Here is a 24,690-nt window from a genome sequence, read left to right as displayed (position 1 = left end):
GGATTCCACCGACGAATATGTCAGGTGACGATCCCGTACGGCGTCCATACGGATGCCCATACGGATGCCCATACGGATGAAGAGCCGCCGTTTCCCGGACCCGGCCCCGCGGTACGGACCACCATCGGCCGCGATGACGGACAGCGATAACCCCCAGGAGCCGGGCCCGGATTCCGATTCCGGATCCGGGTCCGGCCGGGATTCCGGTTCCGACCCCTTTCCCGCGCGCCCGGTCTGCCATTGGTGCCAGGGCTCCGGATTCGTCCCCCGTGTGCTGGCCCACCACCCCGGCCCCGACCCGTTCCGCGGCCCGGCCGACACCGTCCACCGCACCGGCCAGTGCAAGCACTGCCGGGGCACGGGGACGTACGACTCGGCGCTCGACCCCACGATCGGCCCGGAGGAGCGCACACCCCCGCACGAGCCGTGACGCACCTCGGATGCGCGCTGGCCAAACGTGACGAATGCGGCGATCCTGGAGCTGTCAGGCACTCGCAAGGAGGACTCCATGTCCATGCTCGACAAGCTCAAGGGCCTGCTCAAGGGCCATGAGGACACGGCCCGGGAGGGCGTCGACAAGGCCGGCGACGCGTTCAACGAGCGGACCGGCAACAAGTACCAGAGCCAGGTCGACACGGCCAAGCAGAAGATCGACGAGCAGCTCGGCAACCGGCCGCCCACGGACGACCAGCCGTAGCGGAAGGAGCCCTCGGCACACCCCGTAAAGGGCTCACCACAGCCTGTCGATGGCGCCCGGATAGAGCCCGATGCGGCACCCCCGGAACGCGCCCGCGTCCCGTCGCGCCCGTGCCGTGAAGAATCCGGCCATGGTGACTTTGCCGAACCCGGGCCCATCGCTGGGGAAAGGATCCTCCGGTGTCCCGCCGACGAGGACGGTGCCCTCCAGCACCTCCCACCCGGCACTCGCATAGAAGCCCCTCAAGGGGCGGTCACAGGTGAAGAGGCCCAGGTCGACGCCTTGCGCGGCGATCCACTCACGGGCGGCGGCCACCAGCCGCCGCCCGTTTCCGCTGCCCCGGTGCGCCGGGTCGGTGACCACCGCGCTCAGCCCGGCGGCCCGGTAGACCCGGCCCGCGTGGGCGACGTCCTTGAAGAGGACGTCCAGCGCCGCCACCACCTCGTCCCGCTCCGCTAGCAGCAGCATCACCACCGGCCGCAGCGCCGGATCGTGCGGCCCGCCGCCGGGCCACTCGCGCTCGCGCAACGTCTCGGCCGCGGCGGCGAGATGCCCCGGCACGCCGCTCTCCGCATACGTCCTGACCCGCATGGATCCCCCGTTCTCCGGTCCGTTCCACGGGCCGGCGGGACGGGGGATCCGGCATGTCCGAAGGACGGCCCCATCAGCCCCACGGGCCACTTCAGCCTCAACTCTGCCTTTCTTAAACCCGATCCGCCAACACCGACCGGAATTGGTCGTTCTGAGATAACGGCAGATCACATCCTTGTTGCGCCCCTGTCAAAAGCGCTCAGGGGGTGGCACGCTCTCCTCACATTCGCTCCTGCACCTCTCATGCATCAGCGGGCGGCCCCCGTGCGGGCTGCCCGAACCCCCCTCAGAGGAGACAGAGTTGAGACTCACCGCCACCCCCCGCACCACCGCCCTGCGTGCCGCCGCCCTCGTCGCCTCCGCCGCGATGGTCGTGGTCGGCGTCCAGACCGGCAGCGCGAGCGCCTCGGGTGACCGTGACAGCGGAGGACTTCCGCTGGGCCTGTCCGCCGGCCAGCGGGCCGCCGCCCTCCAGGACGCCCAGGGCGCCGCCGCGACCACCGCCGCGAAGATCGGGCTCGGGGCCAAGGAGAAGCTCGTCGTCCGCGACGTCGTCAAGGACGCCGACGGCACCGTGCACACCCGCTACGAGCGCACCTTCGACGGACTCCCCGTCCTGGGCGGCGACTTGATCGTCCACGAGGCGAAGAGCGGGTCGCGCTCGGTCACCAAGGCGACCGAGGCGTCCATAGCCGTGTCCACGGACGCGTCCCTCGCCCCGGCGGAGGCCAAGAAGTCCGCGCTGGGCGTGGCCGCCGCGCAGAAGACCGCCAAGCCCGCGGGCCAGACCCCGCGCAAGGTCGTCTGGGCCGCCCAGGGCAAGCCGGTCCTGGCGTACGAGACCGTGGTCACCGGCGTCCAGAAGGACGGCACTCCGAGCGAGTTGCACGTCATCACCGACGCGGCGAACGGCAAGAAGCTCTTCCAGTACGAGGGCATCGAGACCGGCAGCGGCACCAGCACCTACAGCGGCACGGTGCCCCTGGACACCACCAAGTCCGGCTCGCAGTACCAGCTCGTCGACGGCAAGCGCGGCGGCCACAAGACGTACGACCTCAACCAGGGCTCGTCCGGCACCGGTTCGCTGTTCACCAACAGCACCGACACCTGGGGCGGCGGCCGGCAGACGGCCGGCGTCGACGCCCACTACGGCGCGGCCGTCACCTGGGACTTCTACAAGAACACCTTCGGCCGCAACGGCATCCGCAACGACGGCAAGGCCGCCTACTCGCGGGTCCACTACGGCAACGCCTACGTCAACGCCTTCTGGTCCGACTCCTGCTTCTGCATGACCTACGGCGACGGCCAGGGCAACAAGAAGCCGCTCACCGCCATCGACGTGGCCGCCCACGAGATGAGCCACGGCGTCACCGCCGCCACCGCCAAGCTGGTCTACAGCGGCGAGTCCGGCGGTCTCAACGAGGCGACCAGCGACATCTTCGGCACCGCCGTCGAGTTCTACGCCAACAACAAGACCGACGTGGGCGACTACCTCATCGGCGAGAAGATCGACATCTTCGGCAACGGCAAGCCGCTGCGCTACATGGACAAGCCGAGCAAGGACGGCACGTCCAAGGACAGCTGGTACTCCGGCCTCGGCGGGATCGACGTCCACTACTCGTCCGGCCCGGCCAACCACTTCTTCTACCTGCTCTCCGAGGGCAGCGGGAAGAAGACGATCAACGGCGTGAACTACGACAGCCCGACCGCGGACGGCTCCAAGGTCACCGGCATCGGCCGCGACAAGGCCACCAAGATCTGGTACAAGGCGCTGACCACGCAGTTCACCTCCAACACCAACTACGCCAAGGCCCGCACCGGCACCCTCGCCGCCGCGGCCTCGCTCTACGGCAACAACAGCGCGGAGTACAAGGCGGTGGCCGCGGCCTGGACCGCGATCAACGTCAAGTAGTCCCGTCCGACGACCGAGCCGCCCCCGGAGGCCGGGGGCGGCTCGGTCGTGACACCATCGACGGCGTGATCGACCTCGGCTACTCCCTCTCCCGCCGCTTCCCCGACCCGCCACAGACGGACTACCGGACCGCGGACGTGCACACCCTGCGGCACGACCTGTTCTGCGGGGACGTCTACCTCGCCGACACCAAGGAAGACCGGGAGCTGTCCACAGCCTGGGGATGGGTGCCCGTACTGGACTTCGCCTGGGCCCTGTGCGACATCGTCGAGGAGCTCGACCGCGACCCCCGCGGCTCCCGCTCGGCCGCCCCGCAGTACGCGGAGCTCGACTTCACCGAGTCCAGCGACCGCATGCTCTTCGAGCGCCGCTTCGGCTGGGTGGAGGTCACCGCCGACTGGGCGCCCGCCGACGAGCCCCCGCTCGTCCTCGACCACCGGGCGCTGCGCCGCGAGGCCCGGGACTTCCTGCACGACCTCGTCGCGGACCTGACCGACATGCACGAGGGCCTCGACGGCAACCCGGCCGTGTGGACACTGCTGAGCCGCTTCCCCCGGGTCTGACCCGGGAGGCGGACCCCGCCCACCGGGCCTAGCCTGGTGCGAGAGGTCCGCCATGAGCACTGACTACCCCCCGCCGGACGCCGTCTGCCGTTCCCGCCGCTGGTGGGGACTGGCCTTCATCGGCCTCGCCCAGCTGATGGTCGTGCTGGACGCCACCATCGTGAACATCGCCCTGCCGTCCGCCCAGCGCGAGCTGCACATGTCGGACACCAACCGGCAGTGGGTGATCACCGCCTACACGCTCGCCTTCGGCGGCCTGCTGCTGCTCGGCGGGCGCGTCGCGGACCTGGTGGGACGCAAACGGACGTTCCTGGCCGGCCTCGCCGGCTTCGCCGTCGCCTCCGCGATCGGCGGTGCGGCGCAGACGGACTGGCAGCTGTTCGGCGCCCGCGCGCTGCAGGGCGTCTTCGCGGCGACGCTGGCGCCCTCCGCGCTCTCGCTGCTGACGACGACGTTCACCGAGCCGAGGGAGCGGGCCAAGGCGTTCGGCGTGTTCAGCGGCATCGCCGGCGCCGGGAGCGCGATCGGGCTGATCGCCGGCGGAGTGCTGACCGAGTACCTCGAATGGCGCTGGTGCATGTACGTCAACGCCCCGATCGCCGTGGCGGCCTTCCTCGGCGGCCTGTGGTCCCTCCACGACCACCGCCCCGAACGGCGGCCGCGCCTGGACCTCCCCGGCGTCCTGCTCGCCTGCACGGGCCTGGTCGGCGTGGTCTACGGGTGCAGCGAGGCCTCGTCCCACGGCTGGGACAGCGCGCGGGTCCTGGCCTCGCTGGGCGCCGGGGCGGTGCTGCTGGGGCTGTTCGCCGTACGGCAGACCCGGGCGGCGAATCCGCTGCTGCCACCGCGGATCGTCCGCAACCGCAACCGCGCCGGTGCGTTCCTGACGCTCGCCCTGTCCGTGATCGCCATGTTCGGGATGTTCCTGTACATGACGTACTACTTCCAGGGCGTCCTGGGCTACCGGCCGGTCACGGCGGGCCTCGCGTTCCTGCCGATGTCCGCGACGATCATGCTGACCAGCACCCAGATCTCACCACGGCTGCTGCACCGGCTGCCGCCGCGGTACCTGCTGTCCTCCGGAGCCTTCCTGGCCGCCATCGGGCTCTTCCTCCTGACGTTCCTGCCCGTCAGGGCGGAGTACGCGGTGCACGTCCTGCCGTCCACGATCCTCTTCGGGCTCGGCATGGGCCTGCTCTTCGTGCCCGTCATGGACACCGCCACGAAGGGGGTGGACCCGGCGGACGCCGGGGTCGCCTCCGCGACGGTCAACACCTGCCAGCAGGTGGGCGGTTCGATCGGGACGGCGCTCCTGAACACGATCGCGACGACCACGACGGCCTCGTACCTCGCGGCCCGCCGCCCGGCGGTGACGGCCGAGGTCGTCAAGTCCGGTGTGGTGCACGGCTTCCACGTGGGCCTGGCGTGGGCTTCGGGCGTCATGCTGCTGGCGGCGGTGACGGCGTGGGTGCTGATCAGGGCGGGGGTGCCGTCGCGTCGCGAGACGGTGGAGAAGGCGGCGTCGTACGATCCGCATCGCATGAGGGCGGGGCAGTGAGGGGTTTTGCCCCGGTCCCGCCCTTTCACCTCCCCCAGAGGGGGTGCCCCCATTCCGGGGCGGAGCCCCGGGCCCGGTACCGCGCTTCGCGCGGGTGGGCGGGGCTTCGCCCCTGCGCCCCACCGGGGGCTTCGCCCCCTGGCCCCCGCTCGGGTTGCGCCTGCTGGGCCCTGCTCGGGTCACGCCCGCTGGGCCCCTGGCCGGGGCTGCGCCCCTGGACCCCGAAGCGCCCTGCGGGCTCCCCCAGAGGGGCACCCCCAGTCCTCAAGCTCCCCGGAGGGGGCAACCCCCAGACGGGCTGCATTGTGCGCCCGGGCCGGATTTCCGCGTGAGGCTTTCCGGCATGAGGATTTCCCGCGTGAGGATCTCAGGCGTGAGGTTTTCAGGCGCGGGCGCGCACTTCAGCCCGTCTGGGGGTTGCCCCCTCCGGGGAGCTTGAGGACGAGCGGCGGAGCCGCGACAAACGGGGTCCGGGGCGGAGCCCCGAAGCAGGGGCGCAGGGGGCGCAGCCCCCGCCGGGGTGCAGGGGCGGAGCCCCGCCCACCGCGGCGAGCCGCGGTGCCGGGCCGAGGGGGCGGAGCCCCCGGAATGGGGGCACCCCCTCTGGGGGAGGTGAAAGGGCGGGCCGGGGGCAAACTCACCCCACCACACGCAACCCCCGCTCCGTCCCGTTCAACCGCCGCCCACCCGACTCCTCGCACACCACGATGTCCTCGATCCGCACCCCGAACCGCCCCGGCAGATAGATCCCCGGCTCGATCGAGAAGCACATCCCCGGCACCAGCGGCTGATGCTCGCCCTCCACCATGTACGGCGGCTCGTGCGTCGTGACGCCGATCCCGTGCCCCGTCCGGTGGACGAAGTACTCGCCGAAACCGTTCCGCACGATCACCGACCGCGCCGCCCGGTCGATGTCCTGGCACGCCGCCCCGGGGCGCACCGCCTCGAACGCCGCCTGCTGGGCCTCCCGTACGACGTCGTGCACCTTGCGCTCCTCCGGCGTCGGCTCGCCGACGTGCACGGTGCGCGTCGTGTCGGAGCCGTAGCCGTCGAGCAGACCGCCGAAATCCATGACGACCATGTCACCTTCCGCGATGACGCGGTCCCCCGAATCGTGGTGCGGGTCGGCCCCGTTGGGGCCGGAGCCGACGATGGTGAAGTCGACCTGGGAGTGCCCGTGTTCGCGCAGCAGCCGGTCCAGGTCGGCCGCGATCTCCAGTTCGCGCCGCCCGGCGAACGGCCGCTCCACGATCGCCTCGTAGACCGCGTCGGCCGCCGTCCCGGCCGCCGCCAGCCGCGCCACCTCGGAGGCGTCCTTGACCGCCCGCAGCATCGGCAGGGCCTCGGTCAGCGCGGCGTAGCCGGCGCCGGGGCGCAGGCGCTGGAGGGCCAGCAGGTGCAGGGCCCAGGTGTTGTCGGAGACGCCGTAGCGGCCGTGCACGTCGAGGTGCCCGGCGGTCACGTCGTACGGGTTCTCCCCGTCCCGCCAGCCCCTGATGGTCAACGCCCCGGCGCCGGGGGCGTGTTCGGCGCCGCCCCGCTCCAGTTCGGGGACGATCAGCAGGGGCCGCCGGCCCGGGACGAGGACGAGGGCGGTGAGCCGCTCGGAGCCGGGCGAGGCCCGGTAGCCGCAGAGCCAGACCAGGTCGGGGCCGGGCGAGACGATCAGCCCGGAGAGCCCCTCCTGGGCCGCCGCCCGGGCGGCCCGCTCCATGCGCGCCGCGTGGTCGTCGGAGATCCCGGGGCCGGAACGAAGATCCGTCGTCATGGGGGCAGAGTAATCCGGGTGGAGACGTTCGGCAGGTGATCTCTACCCCACGGGTGAGGGGTCTCTCCTCCCCGGGGAGGAGGGTTCCCCCACCCCAGGACCGATTTCCCCCTGATATCCCAGGGATTCGTTGTCTCCGCATAAAGAGCATCCCTAGCGTGGGTCTGCCCGCACAGACATTCCCATCCCGTCTCCGGGCCGTGCAGCACTGTCACCAGCTTGAGGGGGAACTCCACACCATGTTCCGACGAGTCGGACGGTTCGCCGTCCACCGGCCATGGCTCACGATCGTCGCGTGGATCATCGCGGCGGTCGCGCTGGGCATGCTGGCGCCGGGTCTGAAGTCCACCAGGGACCAGGCGGAGTTCCTGCCCTCGCACTACGAGTCGGTGAAGGCGGGCAAGCTCCAGGAGCGGGCCTTCCCCCAGACCGAACAGTCCGCGTCGATCATCGTGTTCAAGCGCGCGGACGGCGGGAAGCTCACGGCCGCGGACAAGCAGGACGTCGTCAAGGTCTCGAACGGCCTGCAGGACAAGCACTACGAGAAGATAGCCAAGGTGGCGACGGGCCCCCAGGCGGTCTCCCCGAACGGCGAGATCGCGCTGGCGAACATCGTCTCCACCGACAAGGACCTGAACAACCAGAAGCTGCTGGACTCGGTCAAGCAGCTCCGCAAGGACGCCAAGCCCCTGCTGGGGAACACCCAGTTGAAGATGGGCGTCACCGGCCAGGCGGCGTCCACGGTCGACGCGATGGAGTCCTCCGGCGACACTGACGGCCTGATCATGATGGCCACGCTGGTGCTCATCGTCGTGCTGCTGGCGGTCATCTTCCGCAGCCCGCTGATCGCCATCCTGCCGGTGATCATCATCGGTGTGGTGGCCTCGGTCGCCAACGGCCTCATCGGCACCGCCGCCAAGGTGGGCGGGCTCAAGGCCGACGCCAGCATCTCCCAGATCCTGATCGTCGTCCTCTTCGGCATCGGCACCGACTACATCCTCTTCCTGCTCTTCCGCTACCGCGAGCTGCTGCGCGCCGGCAAGGAGCCGAAGGAGGCCCTGGCCGAGGCCGTGGCCCGGGTGGGCGAGACCATCGCCTCCGCCGCCGGGGCGGTCATCGCGTCCTTCCTCGCCCTGCTGCTGTCCACCATGGGCATGCTGGCGGCGATGGGCCCGTCGCTGGCGATCGCCGTCGCGGTGACCCTGGTCGCGGCGCTCACCCTGGTCCCCGCCGTCTTCTCGCTGCTGGGCCGCGCGGCGTTCTGGCCGTCGAAGGCGTGGAAGAAGACCCCGAAGAACCGCATGGCCAACGCGGTCGGCGGCCTCGTCTCCCGGCGTCCGGCCGCGGTGGCGCTGCTGTCCACCGTGGTGCTCGCCGTCCTGGCCGTGGGCGCGTTCAGCTTCAAGAACAAGTTCGACATGGACAGCCAGCTGCCCGCCAAGCTGGAGTCCGTCCAGGCGATGAAGGACCTCCAGAAGGGCTTCTCCGCCGGCCAGTCCGACCCGGCCCTGGTCTACCTGGAGTCGAAGGACAAGGCGCCGCTCGACAAGGGCGAACTGGAGGCGTTCCGCGGGAAGATCGCGGCGGTCGAGGGCGTGGCCCAGGTCGCCCCGGCCGTCCCGAGCAAGGACGGGTCCGTCGCGCAGTACACCGTCGTCACCAAGGACAAGCCCACCGCGGACAAGGCCATCAGGGTGGTCGGCGACGACCTGCGCGACGCCGCGCACGCCGCCGCGCCCAAGAACACGGAGGCCCTGGTCGGCGGCACCTCGGCGGTCCTCGCGGACGTCGAGAAGGCCGTCGCCCACGACTACAAGGTGGTCTTCCCGGTCGCCGGTCTCGCGATCATGGTGATCCTGGGCCTGCTGCTGCGCAGCCTGGTCGCCCCGGTCTATCTGATGCTCGCCGTGGCCCTCGGCTACGGCGCCACGCTCGGCTCGACGGTCTGGCTCTTCCAGGACGTGAAGGGCGAGGACGGCATGCTCTTCATGCTGCCGATCATCATCTATCTCTTCGTGGTCGCCATCGGTACGGACTACAACATCCTGATGGTCGCCCGGCTCAGGGAGGAGGTCCGCAAGGGTGTGCCCCCGCGGCAGGCCATCCGCACCGCGGTCGCCCAGTCGGCGCCGACGGTCGCCTCCGCGGCGATCATCCTCGCCGGTACGTTCGGCGTCCTGATCCTCGCCGACAACTCGATGCTCCAGCAGATGGGCTTCGCGGTGGCCTTCGGCATCCTGCTCACGGCCTTCGTGATGGCGATGCTGCTGGTGCCGACGGTCACGTCGCTGCTGGGCCACAAGGCATGGTGGCCGGGCCACCAGGACGCGGTCCGGCCCTCCGGGCCGGATGACCACCAGGCGGTGGCGGACGCGCCGTCTTACTCGGGCCACCGGTAGGAAGCCCCCGCCCTGCCCCTTCCCGGCAGCACCGATGCGCGGCTCCGCCGCGTACGTCCTCAAGCGCCGGACGGGCTGGACAGCCCGTCCGGCGCTTGAGGACTTCGCCCGAAGGGCGAACGGGGTCCGGGGTCTCCCCGGGAAACGGTGAAAGGGCGGGACCGGGGCAAACAGCAGAAGCCCGGGCCAAAGGCCCGGGCTTCACTGCGCTCAGAGCCGCCTGTCGGGTTCGAACCGACGACCCCCTGTTTACAAAGTCAGAGGGTGATCATGATGACGCCTGACGGCGGATGATCGCGGCTGACGCCTTCCGCAGGTGAGAGGGGGTGCGCACGGGTCGTGATCACGGCTCGTGCCACCCCGGCCGGGGGCATCCGGGCTCACCTCGGGCTCACGTGCCGGGTACACCCATCTGGGGCAACGCCGCCCCTTTGGGTGAAGGAAGCCCCAAGCAGGCAGGCTCGACGTGCAGCCGTATCCCAGTGGCGGAGCGGACCCGTGCGGCCAGGAGGCCGGCCGCGTGCACGAAGGCGGTGGCAGTGGCACCCGCGCGGGCCGTAAGCGTGAGGGTGCGGCGGGACGAGCAGTACACCCCGGGCGCGAGGGCCTGGCCGGGGTGGTGGCCGGTGTGTTCGAGCAGCCATCCGGCACTCGCCCGAAGCCGGCTGTCAGTGCCGCGGTGCACCGGGCCACCGGCGACCCGTACGGCGTCCGCCTGATCGTCGGTGACCGTCGGGTTCAGGAAGACCGATCCCACCTGGCGGGCGTCCGGGCCTTCGTCGGGCAGGAGGAGTCCGCGTTCGGCTCGGTCAGCGAGGACAGCGGCGGCCGCCTCGCCCAAGGCGACGCGGGTGCCTCGTCGAACGCCGAGCTGGTCGGCGAGGGGCTGGTACGTCACGGGCGCAGCCAGCGGACTACGGGTAAGCCTGATGGTGAGCGCGAGGATGGCGAACCGGCCCGGCGTGGACTTGAACAGCGAGGTGCGGTAGCCGAACGCGCACACGCCTGGGGTCAGGTGGACGGTGCGCCCGGTCTGCCAGTCGTACGCGCTGACGCGGGTAAGCGTGTCGGCGATCTGCTGGCCGTACGCCCCGGTGTTCTGCACGGGGGCAGCCCCGGCCATGCCGGGGATGCCCCCGAGGTATTCGATCCCCGACAGCCTCTCGGCGACGGTGAAGGCGACGAGCGCCGACAGGTCTTCGCCAGCCTGAACCGTCACCTCCACCCCACCACCCTCGGCAGTGCTGACGCCGATCCCGCGCGTGGCCATGTGGATCACCGTGCCGTCGTATCCGGCGTCGGGAGCCACGGTGTTGCTGCCACCGCCGAGGGTAAAGACCGGGCCGCGCACGGTCCGGGCGAGGTCGGTCCAGTCCGCAGGGTGCACATGAGTGAGCCACTGGCGGGCCGACCCGCCGAGGCGCAGGGTGGTGTGGTCCGCCAGTAACTCACCCACAGTGGTACCTCCTTGTTCAGGTGGACGAGATCGTCTTGAGAGCGAGGGCCCGTAGTGGTGCGATCCGGGTGCGGGCCGGGCCGTGGTAGACGGCGTTGGTGCAGATGACCACGTAGCGGCCGGTGTTCGGGGCGAGGTAGAGGCTGGTACCGGTGAAACCGTGGTGATACGCCACAGTCCCGCCATGGGCGAAGATCCAGGACAGCCCCCTGTCGAGTCCCGGTTCGATGGCTGCCTGGGGCACGGTGCCGGCGCGCCACCAATCGCCGAGCGGGCTGCTCCCGTCGCTGATCAGGAGTTGGCGGGCGTAGGTGGCAAGGTCGTGCGGTGTGGAGAACACGCCGGCGTGGCCGGCCACTCCGCCGAGCAGGGCCGCGTTGTCGTCGTGCGCAGCGCCCCAGATCCTCGGCGCGCCGGGGAATCGCCGTTCGGTGGGCGCGACCTGTGGGGTGCGGGTGATCGGGCCGTAGACCGTCGCCGCCATGCCCAGTGAGCTCCACATCCGGGCGGCGAGCTGGTCGAGCGGCTGACCGTGGATGTGGGCGAGGGCGAGGCCGAGGAGGATGTAGCCCCGGTTGATGTACCGGTGTTGGCCGGGGTTGTCCTCGAGCGGTTCTCGGCACATCGCTTCGTGCAGGGGGAGTTCGGCGCCGCGGTAGTGGTCCAGGCGGGTGGAGGCCCGCAGGCCGGATGTGTGGGCGAGTAGTTGGCGTACGGTGGCTTCCCCGCTGGGCACTTCGCCGTTCATCGCCGGGAGGATGTCGCGTACGGGGGCATCCAGGTCGATCAAGCCATCCCGCACGGCCCGGCCGACGAGCGGCCAGGTGGCGACGACCTTGGTCAGTGAGGCGATGTCGTACAGGGTGTGGGCAGTGGGCGGTTGGGGGCCGCACTCCGGGGCGACGGTGCCGGCCGTCATGACCCGCTGATCACCGTCGGTGGTGCCGGTGATGACGACACCGCCGGGCGTACCACCGTCGTTGACGATCTCCCGGAGTGTCTCGTCGAGGCGGTTGCTGTCGTCACTGCTGAAAGGTACGGGCATCTACTTCTCCGATGACGTGGTGATCTCGGCGCCCAGCGTGGCCAGTCGAGTGAGCAAGTGCCCGTAGCCGCGCCGGAAGTGGTGCAGGCCCCGGATCGTAGAGGTGCCGTCGGCCGCCAGGGCGGCGATCAGCAGGGCTGTCACCGCCCGGATGTCGGCCGCCTCCACTTCCGCCGCATGAAGCCTGCTGGGGCCGTACAGACGGATCACGGACCCGGTTGAGGTGATGTCCGCGCCGAAGGCCCGCAGGGGTGGCACGTGGGTGTCCCGCCGCGGATAGACGCGCTCGTCGATCGCGGAGGGGCCGACCGCTTGGGTGAGCACCGCGGCCAACTGCGGGGCGGTGTCGGTAGGAAGACCGGGGTGCGGGCCGGTCGCTACCCGTACGCCCGAGAGTGCCCCAGTGGGTCGTACGTGGACAGCGTCACCGGAGGCAATGAGGGTGATGCCCGCGCGGGCGAAGGCCGCGATCAGCCCGTCAGGGAAGTCGGCCTGCGTGATGCCGTCCAGGGTGACGCTGCCACCGGTCGCTGCTGCCGCCATGGCGACGGTCGCGGCCTCGATGCGGTCCCCGGCCACCCGGAAGGTGCCGCCGCCAATCCGGTCGCTGCCCGTCACATGCAGCCCCTCGGCGTCCCAGCCGATTTCCACGCCCCGTCCGCCGAGAAACCGGCAGGTCTCGGCGACTTCGGGCTCGACGCTCGGACTGGTGATCAACGAGGTGCCCGACGTACGGGCAGCCAGCAGCAGCGCGGTCACTGTCGCCCCCAGGCTCGGACCGTAGCGGGTGCCCACGTCCACGGTGAACGCGCGCAACCCGCGCGGGCCGGCCACGACCCGAACACCGTCTCCAGTGGTGATGACCTGCGCCCCGGCGGCCCGCATACCCGCCAAGTGCCGGTCGACCAGCCGAGGACAGAACGCGTCGCCGCCGGGGTACGGGAAGGTGACTTCTCCGGCGCGGGCGAGCACGGCAGCGGCCAGGACGGCAGTCGTGCGTACCCGCCTGCCGAGGTCCGGCCGGATCGCGGGGCGCAGCGTATCGGCAGGGGTCACGGAGAACCGGTGACCGTCGAACGTGACCGAGGCACCGATGTTTCGGAGGATGCGGGCGCACACACCGGTGTCGACGATGTCCGGCGCCTGATCCAGCACCACCGGGGCCTCGGCAAGGAGGGCTGCCGCGTACAGGTGCAGTGCGATGTTCTTGCTGCCCTGCACCCGGTAACGGCCCTCCAACGCCCGTCCTCCGGTGACCTTGACGAGCCCGCGCGAGGGGATGTCGTAGGCCACGGGGGTCACCTGGCCCGTGACCCGGTAGGCAGGAAGCCGCCGATGTGGTTGTGGGGATAGATCACGGTGCCGGGGCCGATCAGAGTGCCGGGAGACATCACGGTCCCCGCTGGCAACGCCACTTCATCGCCGATGACCGCGCCGAACTTGGTCTGCCCGCTGCCGATCCGGCACCCGTCCAGGTTGACGGTGATCTCCTCGATGGCCGGTTCCGCGACCGGGCCCCGGTCGCACCGCAGGCCGGTTGTCGAGCAGAAGGCACCGATGTTGACCCGTCGCCCGAGGACCGAGTCGCCAATGAAGCAGGGGTGCTTGGCGAAGGTGTGCCCGACGAGCAGACTGCGAGTGATGTCCGCGCCGAACCCGATCCGGCAGGCGGGCCCGATCACGGAGTGGTCCCGCACCAGCGCGCCCGCCCCGACAACGGAGCCGGAGCAGATCAGTGCGGGCCCCACGACCTGAGCCCCGGCCTCAACGCGCGCGCCCGCCTGGACGATGACATTGCCCTGGCACAGCGCCCCGTCCTCGATCACGCCACCCCGGTCGGCGTCCAGGCCGGAGATGGCCGGGGCATCCAGGTCGGCGGTCAGCCGAGGCTTGACGTCGAACACCGTCCGGCAGCGGGCCAGCAGCCTCGCGACGTAACCACCGACGGCAGCGGAGTCGATGTAGTACCCGGTGCTGAGGCGTTCGTCCCGCGTCGTCGCGGTCGGGACGGGTGAGCGTTGCTGCATAGGAACCTCCGATATGCGTCGTAGAGCCGAGCGAGGAGGAACGCCCGCCGCAGGGGACCGGCGGGCGCAGGGGACCGGCGGGCGCAGGGGTTCCGGCCTCCGGCAACGGGTTCCGTGCTGGAGGCCGGCCGACGAGCCATCTACGGGGTGACGGTGTCCGGACGGGCATCCGGGGACGTCACGACCACACCGGCGCCCCTGGACTCGGTTCGCACGTCATGGGCGACGATCACCGCCAGGAGCGAGAACCCGGCGACCGTCCCGGCCAGCCAAACGAGTACGCCCGAGGTCTCGGCATCGATCCGCGCCCGGTGGCGACCCATCACTGACCACCCGCCGACCGGGCACGCCCGCGAGCGGCAATCGCGCGGTCGAGCTGGACCGCCGCGGCGTGCATCTGCCCCGGGTCCAGCACGAGTTCCGTACGGAAGGCCCGGCCGTCACGGAACCGGACCTCGACAGCCATGCGGGTCCGCTCGGCGGCGTGGTCGTACCGGGCGTCCCGCTGGAGCGGCACGACACACTCGACCATGGGGAGATGTACGGCGGCGCTGCTGTGCGTCACCTCTTCGAGCGGGGCGCTGGTCCTGCCTGTTCCTGAGCCGTGCACCATGGGATCACCAGCTCTCTGTTCGCCGGGGCGGCCGGAAACGGGCAGCCGACAGCCCACGCGGGTAGGGGGATGCCGTGCCGATGGGACGGTCGAATCAGCCGACGGCGACCAGTGAAGAGCCGATCGGCGAACGCGGTAACCCCATGCAGGGGGCACCCACGGTGAGTACATTCCGTGGGGGTACGTCCAACTGAGGGAGCAGGTATGGAACTTCCGGCTTCACCGGCGGCGCTCCCCTCCGCCCTGCTCAGCGATCAACGGCTCGTCCGCGCGCTCGCCCGTCGCGACATCGGCTCGGTGTTCGCCCTGGCCCGCGACGCGGCCGGCATCAGCTTCAACCGCATCAGCGAAGCCTGCGGAATCCGCGCCGAACGGGTAGGCAAGATGGCGCGCGGGGATGGAACAGTCACATCCCTTCCGGTCCTGGAACGGATCGCCGACGGTCTCCGGATTCCTGGCCAGGACTTAGGCTTGGCCCAAAGGCCATGGGAAAGCCACAGCCCCACAACTCCCCAACATCACCACATAGATGGAGATGACCCCATGAAGCGCCGCGACGTTCTGCGCGGCGCGCTCGCTGCCGGTCTGGCAGGTCCCGGGCTCGCCGCTTTGACCACCACCCGCCACGACATCGACGCCGCTCTCGCCGCCGACCGCACGCCATCCGACGTCGGTTTCTGGGAGGGCACGGCCGAACGGTACGGCTACGGCTACCACGGCCAGGCGCCAACCGACGTACTCACGAACCTCATCCAGGACTTCGGCGAGCTCCAGCCCCTGCTGAACCAGCCGCAAACGGTCAAGGCCCGCACCGCCCTGTGCCACGTGACCGGCCAGATGGCGGGGATGGTCGCCATCGTCCTGCACGACCTCGGCCAGCACCGCGAGGCGCACCACTGGTTCCGCACCGCAGGCCGGGCCGCCGAGCAGGCCGGAGACAACCTCCTGCACTCCTGGGTCCTGGGCCGCGAGGCCATGGTGCCGCTCAACTACGGCTCCCCACAGGCAGCCGCCCAACTCGCCGAAAAGGCCCGCCACCTGGCCGGCGACAAGCCCAGCGCCGCGTCCGCCCTGGCAACGGCCGTCGCGGCCCGCGCCTACGCCACCCACGGCCACCGGGACAAGGCCCTGCACGCCGTGAACGCCGCCGAGGAACTCGCCGAACGACTCACGCCCCAGCAGCGCGCCGACACCTGGTTCGGCTACCCGATGCAGAAGCACCACGTCCACATGAGCCAGGCCCTGACCCTGCTCGGCGAAACGGGCCGTGCCTACGCCGCCCAGGACGAGGCACGGGAACTCTCCCGCGCGCCCTCGCTCATGACCCGCGCACTGATCTCCATCGATCAGGCATCGTGCCGCGCCCGCGACGGCGAACGAGCCGAAGCGGCGCACCTCGCCGCCACGGCGTACGGCACCCTGCCCACCTCGTACCAGACCGGGCTCACCCGAACTAGGGCCCTGGCCCTGTATCGAACGCTCCCGAGTGACACCCCTGGCTTGGACAACCTCGCCGACGCGTTGGAGCTCGCCAGCTGACAAGGACCACTGCGGGCAAGCAGCTTCGCGCGCGTGGGAGGTACATCGACCGGTCGCGACGCGATGACCGCACCGAGGGCGACTGGGTCACAACGCATTGTCGGTGGGCCGTGGTATTCGCGCACCCGCGCGCGCAAGCCGCGACCGGTCGCAGCGGTGGACGTCCCGACTACTTCATGGAAGTTGACCGATTCACGCTGCCTGTACAGGCAGACGGACTCACGGCCGCGTAAGTTCGCTTGCACGGCGCAGCCGACATTGACTCTTATGGACGGAGGACGCATGTCAACAGTCAGCACCCACATACCCGGTGGTGGATGGCAAATTGCCGGCCGCAATGACGACGGCAGCGTGTGGATTGAGCCCGTCGTCGCGTGGCACCTCACCGGCTCAACGGGCGTCCCAATGCTTGCAGAAGCGGGCAGCCTCATCATTGCCGAATACGATGACAGCGACGGCAAGTCCTGGCTTGTCCCGCCCGGAGCCGACTCCAGCTCGGTCCTCTACCAGTCCTCTCCGCCACATAGCGCTACCTCCAAGCTCCCCAGAGAGTAGTCAGTCGAGCCGCCCACCGGCTGGCATGGATCCCCCAGCGGGCGGCTCGTTTAAATGGGGATGCACCTGGGCCGCCTGCGGCGGCAGTCCACGCCCTCACCTTCTGGCCTCGCGACTTCCATACACCACAGCCCGCCGTTCTTCCGAACAGCGGGCTGTGGTACCCCTCTACGACGGGAGCTCTACTCCGTGCAGCTGAAGGGCCTCCACCACCTGGGTGCGCTTAGCGATAACCCCCAGCAGAAGATTAGCCGCGGCCTCCCATGCTGTACGGCCGGCCTGAAGCTTGCCAGTCTCCGGATCAATCAGGTTGCCCGCGAAGATGGTGTCCTCTGAGCTGATGTCCACTTCCTTGGCCGTGCGATCGAAGTTAACCGCATCCAGTGCCCTCACAGCATCCGACACGGGGACGCCACCCAGAGCGTGAGCGGAGTACACAGCGAAGGCTACGGCGTAGAGAACCCCGGCCGATGACAGGTAGGTCGCTTTCCGCAGCTCAGGGGCCTTGAGTGTCCCATCAATGACATCTCCGAATCGGGGCAACTCACCCACGGACCGCCAGAACTCGGCCAGTTCGCTGCGAGATACTTCCGCGTCGAATCCATCCAGCTTGGCATTTACAGCCTTGTCCATGGTTGTTGGAGTTCGATACGCGTTTCCTACCAACAACAAGCCGGAAACATACCGAACCGTCTTGAAGGAGAAAAGTTTGGCGGAGAGCTTTCCCGGATTGTCTTTCTGGAACTCCACCATGTCGGCGGACCCATCGGCGCCAAAGATTGGAAAATCCGGGTCCTTAAACATCTCAAGCAGCGTGCGATTGATGGCCTGCCGTCGGTCCATCGACTGCCCCATGGACGTTGAAGGCGTCTTCACGTTGACTTGGAGGTCTGCAAAGTCCTGTGCCCTGTTGAGAGGGTTACCATCGATTACCACGATCATCGGCTGACCCGAGCGGTGAAGGCGCCGTAACACCTCATCGCCTTCCTCGGTGCGGAGGCGAATGATCTTCTCGTAGGCCCCGATCCGGTGCTGTCCGTCGCCGATAGCGAGCGTGGCGCCAATGTCCATAGAGAGCACGCCCAGCCCCGTGTGCTCGTCCTCTGAAACATTGGGGATGTTCTTCAACCTTCGGATCTCAGCCTGCTTCGGGTCTGCGTAGAGCACTGCGGCCCCGATCACAAATCGCTCGTTGTCCTCCAAGTACCGGACGATGTTATTGAGATGCTTCTCGTCGCGAGCACGGTTACCAGCCGTCTGGTCATCCAGCTTCGCTGTCGGGTTCCACGGCCGTGGCGGTGACACCATCTTCACCAATGACAGAGGAGACATGGCTGCCAAGAACATGTCTCGCTCCCCTTGCCGGTACCAGGTTCCTGGGATCTGTACACGCACCTGACGCTCCCGCCAACTAGGTTGCCACTTCGGGCGCTTGGAGCGCGCGCGAAGACTTGACCGCAAGCTACTACGCAACTTGGAAGGCGTGGAAGCCCTCAACTCGGGCGTAGGCATGGCAGATTATGGCGTAGTACCTTCACGCACCCATGTCGGCGCGCGTCCCAACCGCCGCCCCTGAGAGGGTGCCAAGGGTGGCGGTCGGGACGCATGGGGCGCCTAACTAACAGGCATCCGGGAGCTCGAGTGCCTGGATGGCGCCTTCGCCTGCAGGGGCCAAGGGGGCAACCGTGCCAGTCTCCGTGAGTGGCCCCCTTGCCCCCTTCCCTACTTCGGCTGCACCTGCAGGTAGTGCCATCCACCACTCACGGCCGATCTTCTCTGCCCGTACCCCGAGCTTCTGGCGTGCGCGCTTGAGAGTGCGTACGGCGATCCCCCAGGCTTCGCGCGCCTCTTCCTCGACCTCCTTGGAGCGGCGAGGCCCGTCCGCGAGGTACTCGCGCAGGAAGTCGGTGGCTTCCTTCTTCTCCTGCCGGTCGTCGTCGGTCTCGGCGGCGACCAGGTGCTCGGCGCGGTAGTCAGACGTCCCGTCCCACTCGACGCGGGCGCAGCCGAACTCCGGCGCGTCGACAAGCCGGTACACCATGGTTGGTGGCTTGACGGCAATGTTCATCTTCACCGGCGCCATCAGGCGACGCGGGCCGCCCTCATCGTCCGGGTCGGGGGCGATCAGAAAGCCGGCGCGGGCGGCGCCGATGATGCCGATGGAGCCGCCGCCTCGGTACATGGCTTTGCCTCCCGATGCCTTGTTCAGGTGGCGCACCACGACGAACGCGGCCCCGGTGTCCTCCGCCAGCTTGGAGATCGGATGGAGGGCACGGCGCACGCTCTGGTCGTTGTGGGAGTCGACACCGGCCAGGAAGGCCATCAACGGGTCGATGACGACCATGTGCACGTCCTCTTCACGGATGATGCGTGCGAGGAACGGGAGATCAGCTGGTAGTTCGACCGGCCGCGTGGTGACTGCCCCTCGCTCGTCCGCCTCCCGCATCTCCGTCAGGACCATGACGTGACTCACGTCGGCTCGGGCGGCCTCGAGGCGCGGCGCGATCGTGTCCTCGACCCCGTCCTCGGCAGTCAGGAAGAGGACAGTTCCGGAGTCGGCACGAGAGCCGTCCGGCATCGGGCGCCCGGCCGAGACACGGGCCGCAAGGTCACAGGTCATGGTCGACTTACCGTCGCCCGGGTCGCCTTCGATGATGGTCAGCTTTCCCGCTGGGATGTACCGGTCCCACAGCCAGGTAATGGGCTTCCGCCGCACGGCAGAAAGCCGAACGACGTGGGCAGCCGCCGCGGGCGGCTCGGCTGCGGGCACAGGCGGGGTGCGCAGGTTGTCGATGATGCTTGCGGCGCGGGCCGCGGTGTCGGTCATGCGGCCACGCTCCGCGGGTGCTGCGCACCGGCGTTCAGGCCCGAGACGATCGTGCGCTCGGCCTCGCCCGCGCCGAGGCCAATGAACTGCGCGGCCTCGAGAAGCGCCTCGGTCACGGCGTGCGCGTCGAGTCGGCCGTCGCCAACGAGCGTGCCCAGGCTGAATGCAGCCCGGTGCAGCGTGTCGTTCCGCGCTCCCGGCCGAGAATCGAGGACGGTCTCGACCTCACGGCGCAGAGCGGTCACGGCATAACTGCCGGCGTTGCGCAACAGCGGCACAACTGCCCTGACCACAGAACCGATGCGGACCGGGGATGCGGCGAGATCGGCGATCCAGCCGGGCAGCGTGGCGAGTTCCAACTCGAGGGCGCCTGCCCACCGGTAGGTGCGGCCGGCCACAGAGGACGGCGGGGCAACGACGTATCCACCAGCGGCGCGCACGTCGACCTTCCAACCGATTCGGCCAGCGCTGCTGCGCACCTCACGCCCTTCCGGCGCACCGTAGTACAGGTGCATGCCACCGGAGCCAGTCAGCACAACAGGCGAGCGCCCAAAAGGAAGCCGTTCGCCGTTCTGCTCGTACAAGACGGCCAGGACGTCGGTGCCGTCGGCCACGCCCGCCTGCGCCCACTCGGCAGGCGGCTCGGCTCCCTTGGCGGTATCCAGGTCGATGACGACGAGGCCCGAAGGCCCACACGCGATGCCAACACCGAACGGGCCGCCCAACCATGCTCGTTCGATGCGCGCCGACTCGGTTGTCGCGCGCTGCTCCCACTGCTTGATAGCTGGTCGCTTGTCGTCCGGGCGCAGCGGAAAGACATGCCAGCCGCGCTCGGCGAGTGCGAGCACATGCTCAACCCGCTCTGCGCGGCGCTTGGTCGCCCCCGTAGAAGAGGACGTGCTGTACTGGGGCAAGGAGTTCCTCCAGACGCGACGGCGACGCCATACGGGCTGCAACCCGGCGCCGCCGTCTACGGTCAGTGCTTGATCTATTCGGAGAACTTCGTGGGCCGGCCCCGGGCAGCGCCGGAATCGCTGTCCCCGGGGCGCGGCTCGGTTCAGGCCGCCATGCGCTCGGTTTCTTTGGCACCGTCGGCCTCAAGGCCGAGGTAGCGCAACAGGTCGTAGCGCGTCACTCGGTACTGCCGTCCCAGGCGCAGTACCCGGACCGGGTACGCCCCCTGCTTGGCCAGGGCGAAGCCCGTGGTACGCCCCAGGTTCAGGGCCCGGTTCGCCACATCGAGCGGGAAGCTCACCGGCAGGGCCATCAACTCGGCGTGCGTCATTCCTCGGGGCGCTTCCGCCCCCTCAATGGCATGGGCCATCGACACCGTGCACCTCCTGATCAAGGTCGGGTGATCAACAAACACCGTAGCGAGTTGGGTTGTCACGTGCCAGCCCATACCGTAAGTTGCTTCACCATGGATCAACCAGACTGGCCGACTCAGTTGGCCCACCGGATCGCCGGCGAGGTGCGCCGGTACCGCGGGATGCGAGGCATCAGCGCGCAGCAGCTTTCCGATCTCTGCGCAAAGCTGGGCATGGAGATCCCCCGTGCGGTCATCTCGAATCTTGAGAACGGACGCCGTACATCGGTAACGGTGGCCGAGGTGCTCGTTCTTGCCGCAGCCCTCGACGTGCCCCCGCTGTCTCTTGTCTTCCCCGTCGGGTACCAAGAGTTCTGCGAGGTTCTGCCGAACCGTCAGCGAGGCACCTGGGGTGGCTTCCTCTGGGCAGCAGGCGACAGGACCACCGGCGGTGGCGCACTTCCGATCCGTGGATCCGCCGAGAACTTCGACAACGCCGCATCGACCCTGTATCGCGACTTCTACGACTCGGTGGAGCAGGTAAGCAGCTACATGTTCCGCGCAATTGAGGATGAGGGCAAAGCGAGGAACGCCCGAAACGACAAGGTGCGGAAGCGCCTGGGGGACTCCGCGCATCTGCACCGAATGATGGCTCGGGATGCCTACAGCGACCTACGGGAGCTCGCTGCGGTCATGGAGGAGAACGGCATCACAGTCCCCCAGCTGCACACATACGCCGCAGTATTCGCCGAGCTTGCGAAGGAGTACGAGTGACGGGTTCAACGTTCAGGCGCTGCGCCTGCCGAAACCCCGAGACAGGAAAACAATATGGCCAGTCCTGCCCAAAGTTGGCCAACAAGCGCCACGGACTGTGGAACTTCCGGCAGGAGCTTCCGCCCCGCGAGGACGGCACCAGGCGCACGTTCCGACGCAGCGGCTACGCCACCAAGACCGCCGCACAGAGCGACCTCGACAAGGTGCGCACACTGCTCGGCATCCCGGACGAGGGCGACGCCGAGGGCCAGACGCGCATGGGCGACCTCCTCGAATCCGTCACGGCCAACAAGGAGCCGATACCCGACTACGAGGACACCAAGCGGAAGTTCAGTACCGGCCTTTCCCTCACCGCCCGCCTCACGGTCGGCGAGTGGCTTGACGAATGGCTGGCCTCCAAGAAGGTCCGCAGAAAGACGCACGGGGGCTACGAGTCGATCATCCGCGTCCATTTGAAGCCGCGCATAGGGCACGTCAGGCTCGACCGGCTCAACGTCGGGCACCTGGTGGAGATGTTCGACGCGATCGCCGAGGAGAACGAGGTGATCGAGGCGGAGAACGAGGCGCGGCGCGAGCAGGCCGCACGCTCCAAGTGGGACAAGCCCGGGCGACCGCCGGCCGCCGAGCGGGCGCGCCTGGCCCAGGAACGCACGAAACTCGCCGGCATGAAGCCGTACCGGCAGCCCACCGGTCCCGCGTCACGGCAGCGCATCCGGGCGGCCCTGCGCACCGCCCTGAACGCGGCGATAGCCCGGCAGTACATCACCTTCAACCCGGCCGCCCACGTCGAACTCGAAAGCGGCAAACGCCCCAAGGCGAAGCTGTGGACCGCCGAACGCCTCCGGCACTGGCAGCAGACCGGCGAGAAACCGAGCCCGGTCATGGTGTGGACGCCGGAGCAGCTCGGCGCCTTCCTCGACACGGCCGAGGATGACCGGCTGTATGCCCTCTTCCACCTGATCGCGTTCCGCGGTCTGCGTCGCGGCGAGGCAATCGGGCAGAACTGGTCGGATCTCGATCTCGATGCCGGGACGCTCACCGTGGCCAAGGAGATCGTCACGGACGGCTGGACGCCGTACGAGTCCGAGCCGAAGACGGACGGCAGCGCGGCCACGATCGGGCTCGACAGCGAGAACGTGCGGGTCCTCCGGGCGCACCGGGCACGGCAGCACAAGGAGCGGCTGAAGTGGGGCGCGGCGTGGCAGGAGACGGGGAAGGTGTTCGTCCAGGAAGACGGGAGCTGGCTGCACCCGCAGAAGGTGTCCGACGCCTTCCGGCGCATCACGGCGGCGGCCGGTCTGCCGCCCATCAGCCTCCGTGACCTCCGGCACTGCGCGGCGACGGTGATGCACGCCGGCGGCGGCGATCTGCACTACATCAAGGAGACGCTGCGGCACTCCACGATCACACTGACCTCCGACACCTACACGAGCCTGCTGCCGGAGATCGACCGGGAGGTCGCCGAGGCCGCGATCAGGGTCGTCCCGCGCCGGTCCACCGGCACCGCCGGGCTCACCTCGGGCTCACCCGACGACGGTCACCCGACCGGCCACAGCCGGACGCCCCACCCGGGAAAGCCCGGACGGGGCGCCAAAGCGCAGGTCAGGGGCGGAACCGCCAAGACCGTGCGCGACAAGAATCAGAGCCGCCTGTCGGGTTCGAACCGACGACCCCCTGTTTACAAGACAGGTGCTCTGGCCAACTGAGCTAAGGCGGCACGCGGAAGCAGTCTAACCGGACTCCCCCGTCCCCCCGCCCGTGATTTTCGCGACGTGGCCCCGGCAGGCCCCGGCCTGCTGACAACCGCTCCCCGCGGCGGTAGCGTCACCCGCAACCCGGTCCGATTGGACTGGACCACTTCCCTCTACTCGGATCGTCCGGCACGTTCCTGCCGGTGAAGGGACCCACGACCATGGCCACGGTCACATACGACAAGGCGACCCGGATCTACCCGGGCGCCGACAAGCCCGCCGTCGACCAGCTCGACATCACCATCGAGGACGGCGAGTTCCTCGTCCTCGTCGGCCCGTCCGGCTGCGGCAAGTCCACCTCGCTGCGCATGCTCGCGGGGCTGGAGGACGTCGACGGCGGCGCGATCCGCATCGGCGACCGCGACGTCACACATCTGCCGCCCAAGGACCGGGACATCGCCATGGTGTTCCAGAACTACGCGCTCTACCCGCACATGACCGTCGCCGACAACATGGGCTTCGCCCTGAAGATCGCCGGTGTGCCGAAGGCCGAGATCCGGCAGAAGGTCGAGGACGCCGCGCGCATCCTGGACCTCACCGAGTACCTGGGCCGCAAGCCCAAGGCCCTCTCCGGCGGCCAGCGGCAGCGCGTCGCGATGGGCCGGGCCATCGTCCGGGAGCCTCAGGTCTTCCTGATGGACGAGCCGCTGTCCAACCTGGACGCCAAGCTGCGCGTGCAGACCCGCACCCAGATCGCCGGCCTGCAGCGCCGCCTCGGCATCACCACGGTCTACGTCACCCACGACCAGGTCGAGGCCATGACCATGGGCGACCGCGTGGCGGTGCTCAAGGACGGCCTGCTCCAGCAGGTGGACTCGCCGCGCAACATGTACGACCGCCCGGCCAACCTCTTCGTCGCCGGCTTCATCGGCTCGCCCGCCATGAACCTGGTCGAGGTGCCGATCGCCGACGGCGGCGTGGAGTTCGGCGACAGCGTCGTCCCGGTCTCGCGCGAGGCGCTGTCGGCCGCCGCCGACAAGGGCGACCGGACGGTGACGGTGGGCGTGCGGCCCGAGCACTTCGACGTCGTCGGCCGGTCCGAGGGAACCGAGGACGCCTCGGCCGGCCTCGCCGTCACCGTCAACGTGGTCGAGGAACTGGGCGCCGACGGCTACGTCTACGGCACGGCCGAGGTCGGCGGGGAGCCGAAGGACCTCGTCGTCCGCGTCAACGGGCGCAGCGTCCCGGAGAAGGGCTCCGCCCTGCGCGTCGTCCCCCGCCCGGGTGAGCTGCATGTGTTCTCGACGTCGTCCGGCGAGCGGCTGAGCGATTGATTCACGCCGCGGGGCCCGTCCGCCCCGCCCCTTCG

Annotated in this window: 20 protein-coding genes, 1 tRNA gene and 2 pseudogenes; 9 read left to right on the top strand and 14 right to left on the bottom strand. The window is 69.4% G+C overall.

Translation table 11 applies throughout. The annotated features are described in order from the left end of the window. The first annotated feature begins 133 nt into the window (after window positions 1–133). Both AB8735_RS21880 and AB8735_RS21875 read left to right on the top strand, forming a co-directional pair. Window positions 134–430 carry a hypothetical protein gene (locus AB8735_RS21880; RefSeq protein WP_344025982.1) on the top strand — a complete coding sequence of 99 codons (297 nt, stop codon included), beginning with the start codon at window positions 134–136 and terminating at the stop codon, window positions 428–430. A 78-nt stretch (window positions 431–508) separates the two neighbouring features. Continuing rightward, window positions 509–697 (top strand): antitoxin, encoded by a 189-nt coding sequence (locus AB8735_RS21875; protein WP_344025984.1) that lies wholly within the window; start codon window positions 509–511, stop codon window positions 695–697. Window positions 698–730: 33 nt separating this feature from the next. On the opposite strand, the gene AB8735_RS21870 is transcribed toward AB8735_RS21875, so the two are convergent. Beyond that, window positions 731–1,288, bottom strand: coding sequence for a GNAT family N-acetyltransferase (locus AB8735_RS21870; protein ID WP_372408858.1), 558 nt, complete (start codon window positions 1,286–1,288; stop codon window positions 731–733). A gap of 367 nt (window positions 1,289–1,655) precedes the next feature. On the opposite strand from AB8735_RS21870, the gene AB8735_RS21865 reads away from it, so the two are divergent. The 3 genes from AB8735_RS21865 to AB8735_RS21855 all read left to right on the top strand — a co-directional run bounded on the left by AB8735_RS21865 (window position 1,656) and on the right by AB8735_RS21855 (window position 5,321). Then, window positions 1,656–3,200 (top strand): M4 family metallopeptidase, encoded by a 1,545-nt coding sequence (locus AB8735_RS21865; RefSeq protein WP_372411889.1) that lies wholly within the window; start codon window positions 1,656–1,658, stop codon window positions 3,198–3,200. A 65-nt stretch (window positions 3,201–3,265) separates the two neighbouring features. After that, window positions 3,266–3,763, top strand: a complete 498-nt coding sequence (locus tag AB8735_RS21860) for a hypothetical protein (RefSeq protein ID WP_344025990.1) — start codon at window positions 3,266–3,268, stop codon at window positions 3,761–3,763. A gap of 52 nt (window positions 3,764–3,815) precedes the next feature. Then, window positions 3,816–5,321: an MFS transporter gene (locus tag AB8735_RS21855; protein ID WP_344025992.1), complete on the top strand. Its 1,506-nt coding sequence runs from the start codon at window positions 3,816–3,818 to the stop codon at window positions 5,319–5,321. 637 nt (window positions 5,322–5,958) lie between these two features. Here AB8735_RS21855 and AB8735_RS21850 read toward each other — a convergent pair. Next, on the bottom strand, window positions 5,959–7,089 hold the full coding sequence (locus tag AB8735_RS21850; RefSeq protein WP_372408857.1) for an aminopeptidase P family protein: 1,131 nt from the start codon (window positions 7,087–7,089) through the stop codon (window positions 5,959–5,961). Between the two features lie 239 nt (window positions 7,090–7,328). Here AB8735_RS21850 and AB8735_RS21845 point away from each other — a divergent pair, with 239 nt between their 5' ends. Further along, window positions 7,329–9,488 carry an MMPL family transporter gene (locus tag AB8735_RS21845; RefSeq protein ID WP_372408856.1) on the top strand — a complete coding sequence of 720 codons (2,160 nt, stop codon included), beginning with the start codon at window positions 7,329–7,331 and terminating at the stop codon, window positions 9,486–9,488. Window positions 9,489–9,879: 391 nt separating this feature from the next. Here the strand turns inward: AB8735_RS21845 and AB8735_RS21840 are convergent, their stop codons facing one another. The 11 genes and pseudogenes from AB8735_RS21840 to AB8735_RS21790 form a co-directional block, all read right to left on the bottom strand. Continuing rightward, window positions 9,880–10,944, bottom strand: coding sequence for a UDP-N-acetylmuramate dehydrogenase (locus AB8735_RS21840; RefSeq protein WP_372408855.1), 1,065 nt, complete (start codon window positions 10,942–10,944; stop codon window positions 9,880–9,882). Between the two features lie 16 nt (window positions 10,945–10,960). After that, window positions 10,961–11,989, bottom strand: a complete 1,029-nt coding sequence (locus tag AB8735_RS21835) for a serine hydrolase domain-containing protein (RefSeq protein WP_372408854.1) — start codon at window positions 11,987–11,989, stop codon at window positions 10,961–10,963. Continuing rightward, window positions 11,990–13,282, bottom strand: coding sequence for a UDP-N-acetylglucosamine 1-carboxyvinyltransferase (locus tag AB8735_RS21830; RefSeq protein WP_372408853.1), 1,293 nt, complete (start codon window positions 13,280–13,282; stop codon window positions 11,990–11,992). Between the two features lie 5 nt (window positions 13,283–13,287). Next, entirely contained in the window at window positions 13,288–14,016 is a 729-nt protein-coding gene (locus AB8735_RS21825; protein WP_372408852.1) for a hypothetical protein, read from the bottom strand. A 140-nt stretch (window positions 14,017–14,156) separates the two neighbouring features. After that, a complete protein-coding gene (locus AB8735_RS21820; RefSeq protein ID WP_372408851.1) occupies window positions 14,157–14,339 on the bottom strand; it encodes a hypothetical protein in 183 nt (60 codons plus the stop codon). Next, entirely contained in the window at window positions 14,339–14,581 is a 243-nt protein-coding gene (locus AB8735_RS21815) for a hypothetical protein (protein WP_372408850.1), read from the bottom strand. The genes AB8735_RS21820 and AB8735_RS21815 overlap by 1 nt, the downstream gene beginning before the upstream one ends. Window positions 14,582–15,947: 1,366 nt before the next feature. After that, a pseudogene (locus AB8735_RS21810) lies at window positions 15,948–16,010 on the bottom strand (hypothetical protein); the annotation flags it as partial. A gap of 881 nt (window positions 16,011–16,891) precedes the next feature. Next, window positions 16,892–18,235: a DNA sulfur modification protein DndB gene (locus tag AB8735_RS21805; protein WP_372408849.1), complete on the bottom strand. Its 1,344-nt coding sequence runs from the start codon at window positions 18,233–18,235 to the stop codon at window positions 16,892–16,894. A 106-nt stretch (window positions 18,236–18,341) separates the two neighbouring features. After that, on the bottom strand, window positions 18,342–19,550 hold the full coding sequence (locus tag AB8735_RS21800; RefSeq protein WP_372408848.1) for an AAA family ATPase: 1,209 nt from the start codon (window positions 19,548–19,550) through the stop codon (window positions 18,342–18,344). Further along, window positions 19,547–20,398 (bottom strand): bifunctional DNA primase/polymerase, encoded by an 852-nt coding sequence (locus tag AB8735_RS21795; RefSeq protein ID WP_372408847.1) that lies wholly within the window; start codon window positions 20,396–20,398, stop codon window positions 19,547–19,549. The genes AB8735_RS21800 and AB8735_RS21795 overlap by 4 nt, the downstream gene beginning before the upstream one ends. Window positions 20,399–20,607: 209 nt before the next feature. Then, window positions 20,608–20,874 (bottom strand): hypothetical protein, encoded by a 267-nt coding sequence (locus AB8735_RS21790; protein ID WP_372411888.1) that lies wholly within the window; start codon window positions 20,872–20,874, stop codon window positions 20,608–20,610. A 96-nt stretch (window positions 20,875–20,970) separates the two neighbouring features. On the opposite strand from AB8735_RS21790, the gene AB8735_RS21785 reads away from it, so the two are divergent. Both AB8735_RS21785 and xerC read left to right on the top strand, forming a co-directional pair. After that, the gene (locus AB8735_RS21785; protein WP_372408846.1) at window positions 20,971–21,630 is read left to right on the top strand and encodes a helix-turn-helix domain-containing protein; all 660 of its coding nucleotides are present in this window, start codon (window positions 20,971–20,973) and stop codon (window positions 21,628–21,630) included. Continuing rightward, window positions 21,627–23,138 (top strand): annotated as a pseudogene (gene xerC / locus AB8735_RS21780) (tyrosine recombinase XerC); the annotation flags it as partial. The gene AB8735_RS21785 and the pseudogene xerC, both read left to right, overlap by 4 nt. 135 nt (window positions 23,139–23,273) lie before the next feature. Here xerC and AB8735_RS21775 read toward each other — a convergent pair. After that, window positions 23,274–23,347: transfer RNA gene (locus AB8735_RS21775), tRNA-Thr, on the bottom strand. A gap of 195 nt (window positions 23,348–23,542) precedes the next feature. Between AB8735_RS21775 and AB8735_RS21770 the strand changes: the two genes are divergently transcribed. Further along, entirely contained in the window at window positions 23,543–24,655 is a 1,113-nt protein-coding gene (locus AB8735_RS21770) for an ABC transporter ATP-binding protein (RefSeq protein ID WP_372408845.1), read from the top strand. Window positions 24,656–24,690: the final 35 nt, after the last annotated feature.

The sequence above is a fragment of the Streptomyces luteireticuli genome (assembly GCF_041519305.1).
GTDB classification, from domain to species: domain Bacteria; phylum Actinomycetota; class Actinomycetes; order Streptomycetales; family Streptomycetaceae; genus Streptomyces; species Streptomyces luteireticuli.
The sequence above is the reverse complement of the archived record's forward strand: the minus strand, read 5'-3'. Positions and strand labels throughout refer to the sequence as shown.

What these genes read in the sequence shown, in the direction of transcription:
- AB8735_RS21850 (WP_372408857.1), bottom strand. Translation starts at nt 7,089, where the DNA reads ATGACGACGGATCTTCGTTCCGGCCCCGGGATCTCCGACGACCACGCG.
- AB8735_RS21800 (WP_372408848.1), bottom strand. Translation starts at nt 19,550, where the DNA reads ATGACCGACACCGCGGCCCGCGCCGCAAGCATCATCGACAACCTGCGC.
- AB8735_RS21870 (WP_372408858.1), bottom strand. Translation starts at nt 1,288, where the DNA reads ATGCGGGTCAGGACGTATGCGGAGAGCGGCGTGCCGGGGCATCTCGCC.
- AB8735_RS21785 (WP_372408846.1), top strand. Translation starts at nt 20,971, where the DNA reads ATGGATCAACCAGACTGGCCGACTCAGTTGGCCCACCGGATCGCCGGC.
- AB8735_RS21855 (WP_344025992.1), top strand. Translation starts at nt 3,816, where the DNA reads ATGAGCACTGACTACCCCCCGCCGGACGCCGTCTGCCGTTCCCGCCGC.
- AB8735_RS21875 (WP_344025984.1), top strand. Translation starts at nt 509, where the DNA reads ATGTCCATGCTCGACAAGCTCAAGGGCCTGCTCAAGGGCCATGAGGAC.
- AB8735_RS21880 (WP_344025982.1), top strand. Translation starts at nt 134, where the DNA reads ATGACGGACAGCGATAACCCCCAGGAGCCGGGCCCGGATTCCGATTCC.
- AB8735_RS21770 (WP_372408845.1), top strand. Translation starts at nt 23,543, where the DNA reads ATGGCCACGGTCACATACGACAAGGCGACCCGGATCTACCCGGGCGCC.
- AB8735_RS21835 (WP_372408854.1), bottom strand. Translation starts at nt 11,989, where the DNA reads ATGCCCGTACCTTTCAGCAGTGACGACAGCAACCGCCTCGACGAGACA.
- AB8735_RS21790 (WP_372411888.1), bottom strand. Translation starts at nt 20,874, where the DNA reads ATGGCCCATGCCATTGAGGGGGCGGAAGCGCCCCGAGGAATGACGCAC.
- AB8735_RS21845 (WP_372408856.1), top strand. Translation starts at nt 7,329, where the DNA reads ATGTTCCGACGAGTCGGACGGTTCGCCGTCCACCGGCCATGGCTCACG.
- AB8735_RS21825 (WP_372408852.1), bottom strand. Translation starts at nt 14,016, where the DNA reads ATGCAGCAACGCTCACCCGTCCCGACCGCGACGACGCGGGACGAACGC.
- AB8735_RS21820 (WP_372408851.1), bottom strand. Translation starts at nt 14,339, where the DNA reads ATGGGTCGCCACCGGGCGCGGATCGATGCCGAGACCTCGGGCGTACTC.
- AB8735_RS21865 (WP_372411889.1), top strand. Translation starts at nt 1,656, where the DNA reads ATGGTCGTGGTCGGCGTCCAGACCGGCAGCGCGAGCGCCTCGGGTGAC.
- AB8735_RS21805 (WP_372408849.1), bottom strand. Translation starts at nt 18,235, where the DNA reads ATGCCTACGCCCGAGTTGAGGGCTTCCACGCCTTCCAAGTTGCGTAGT.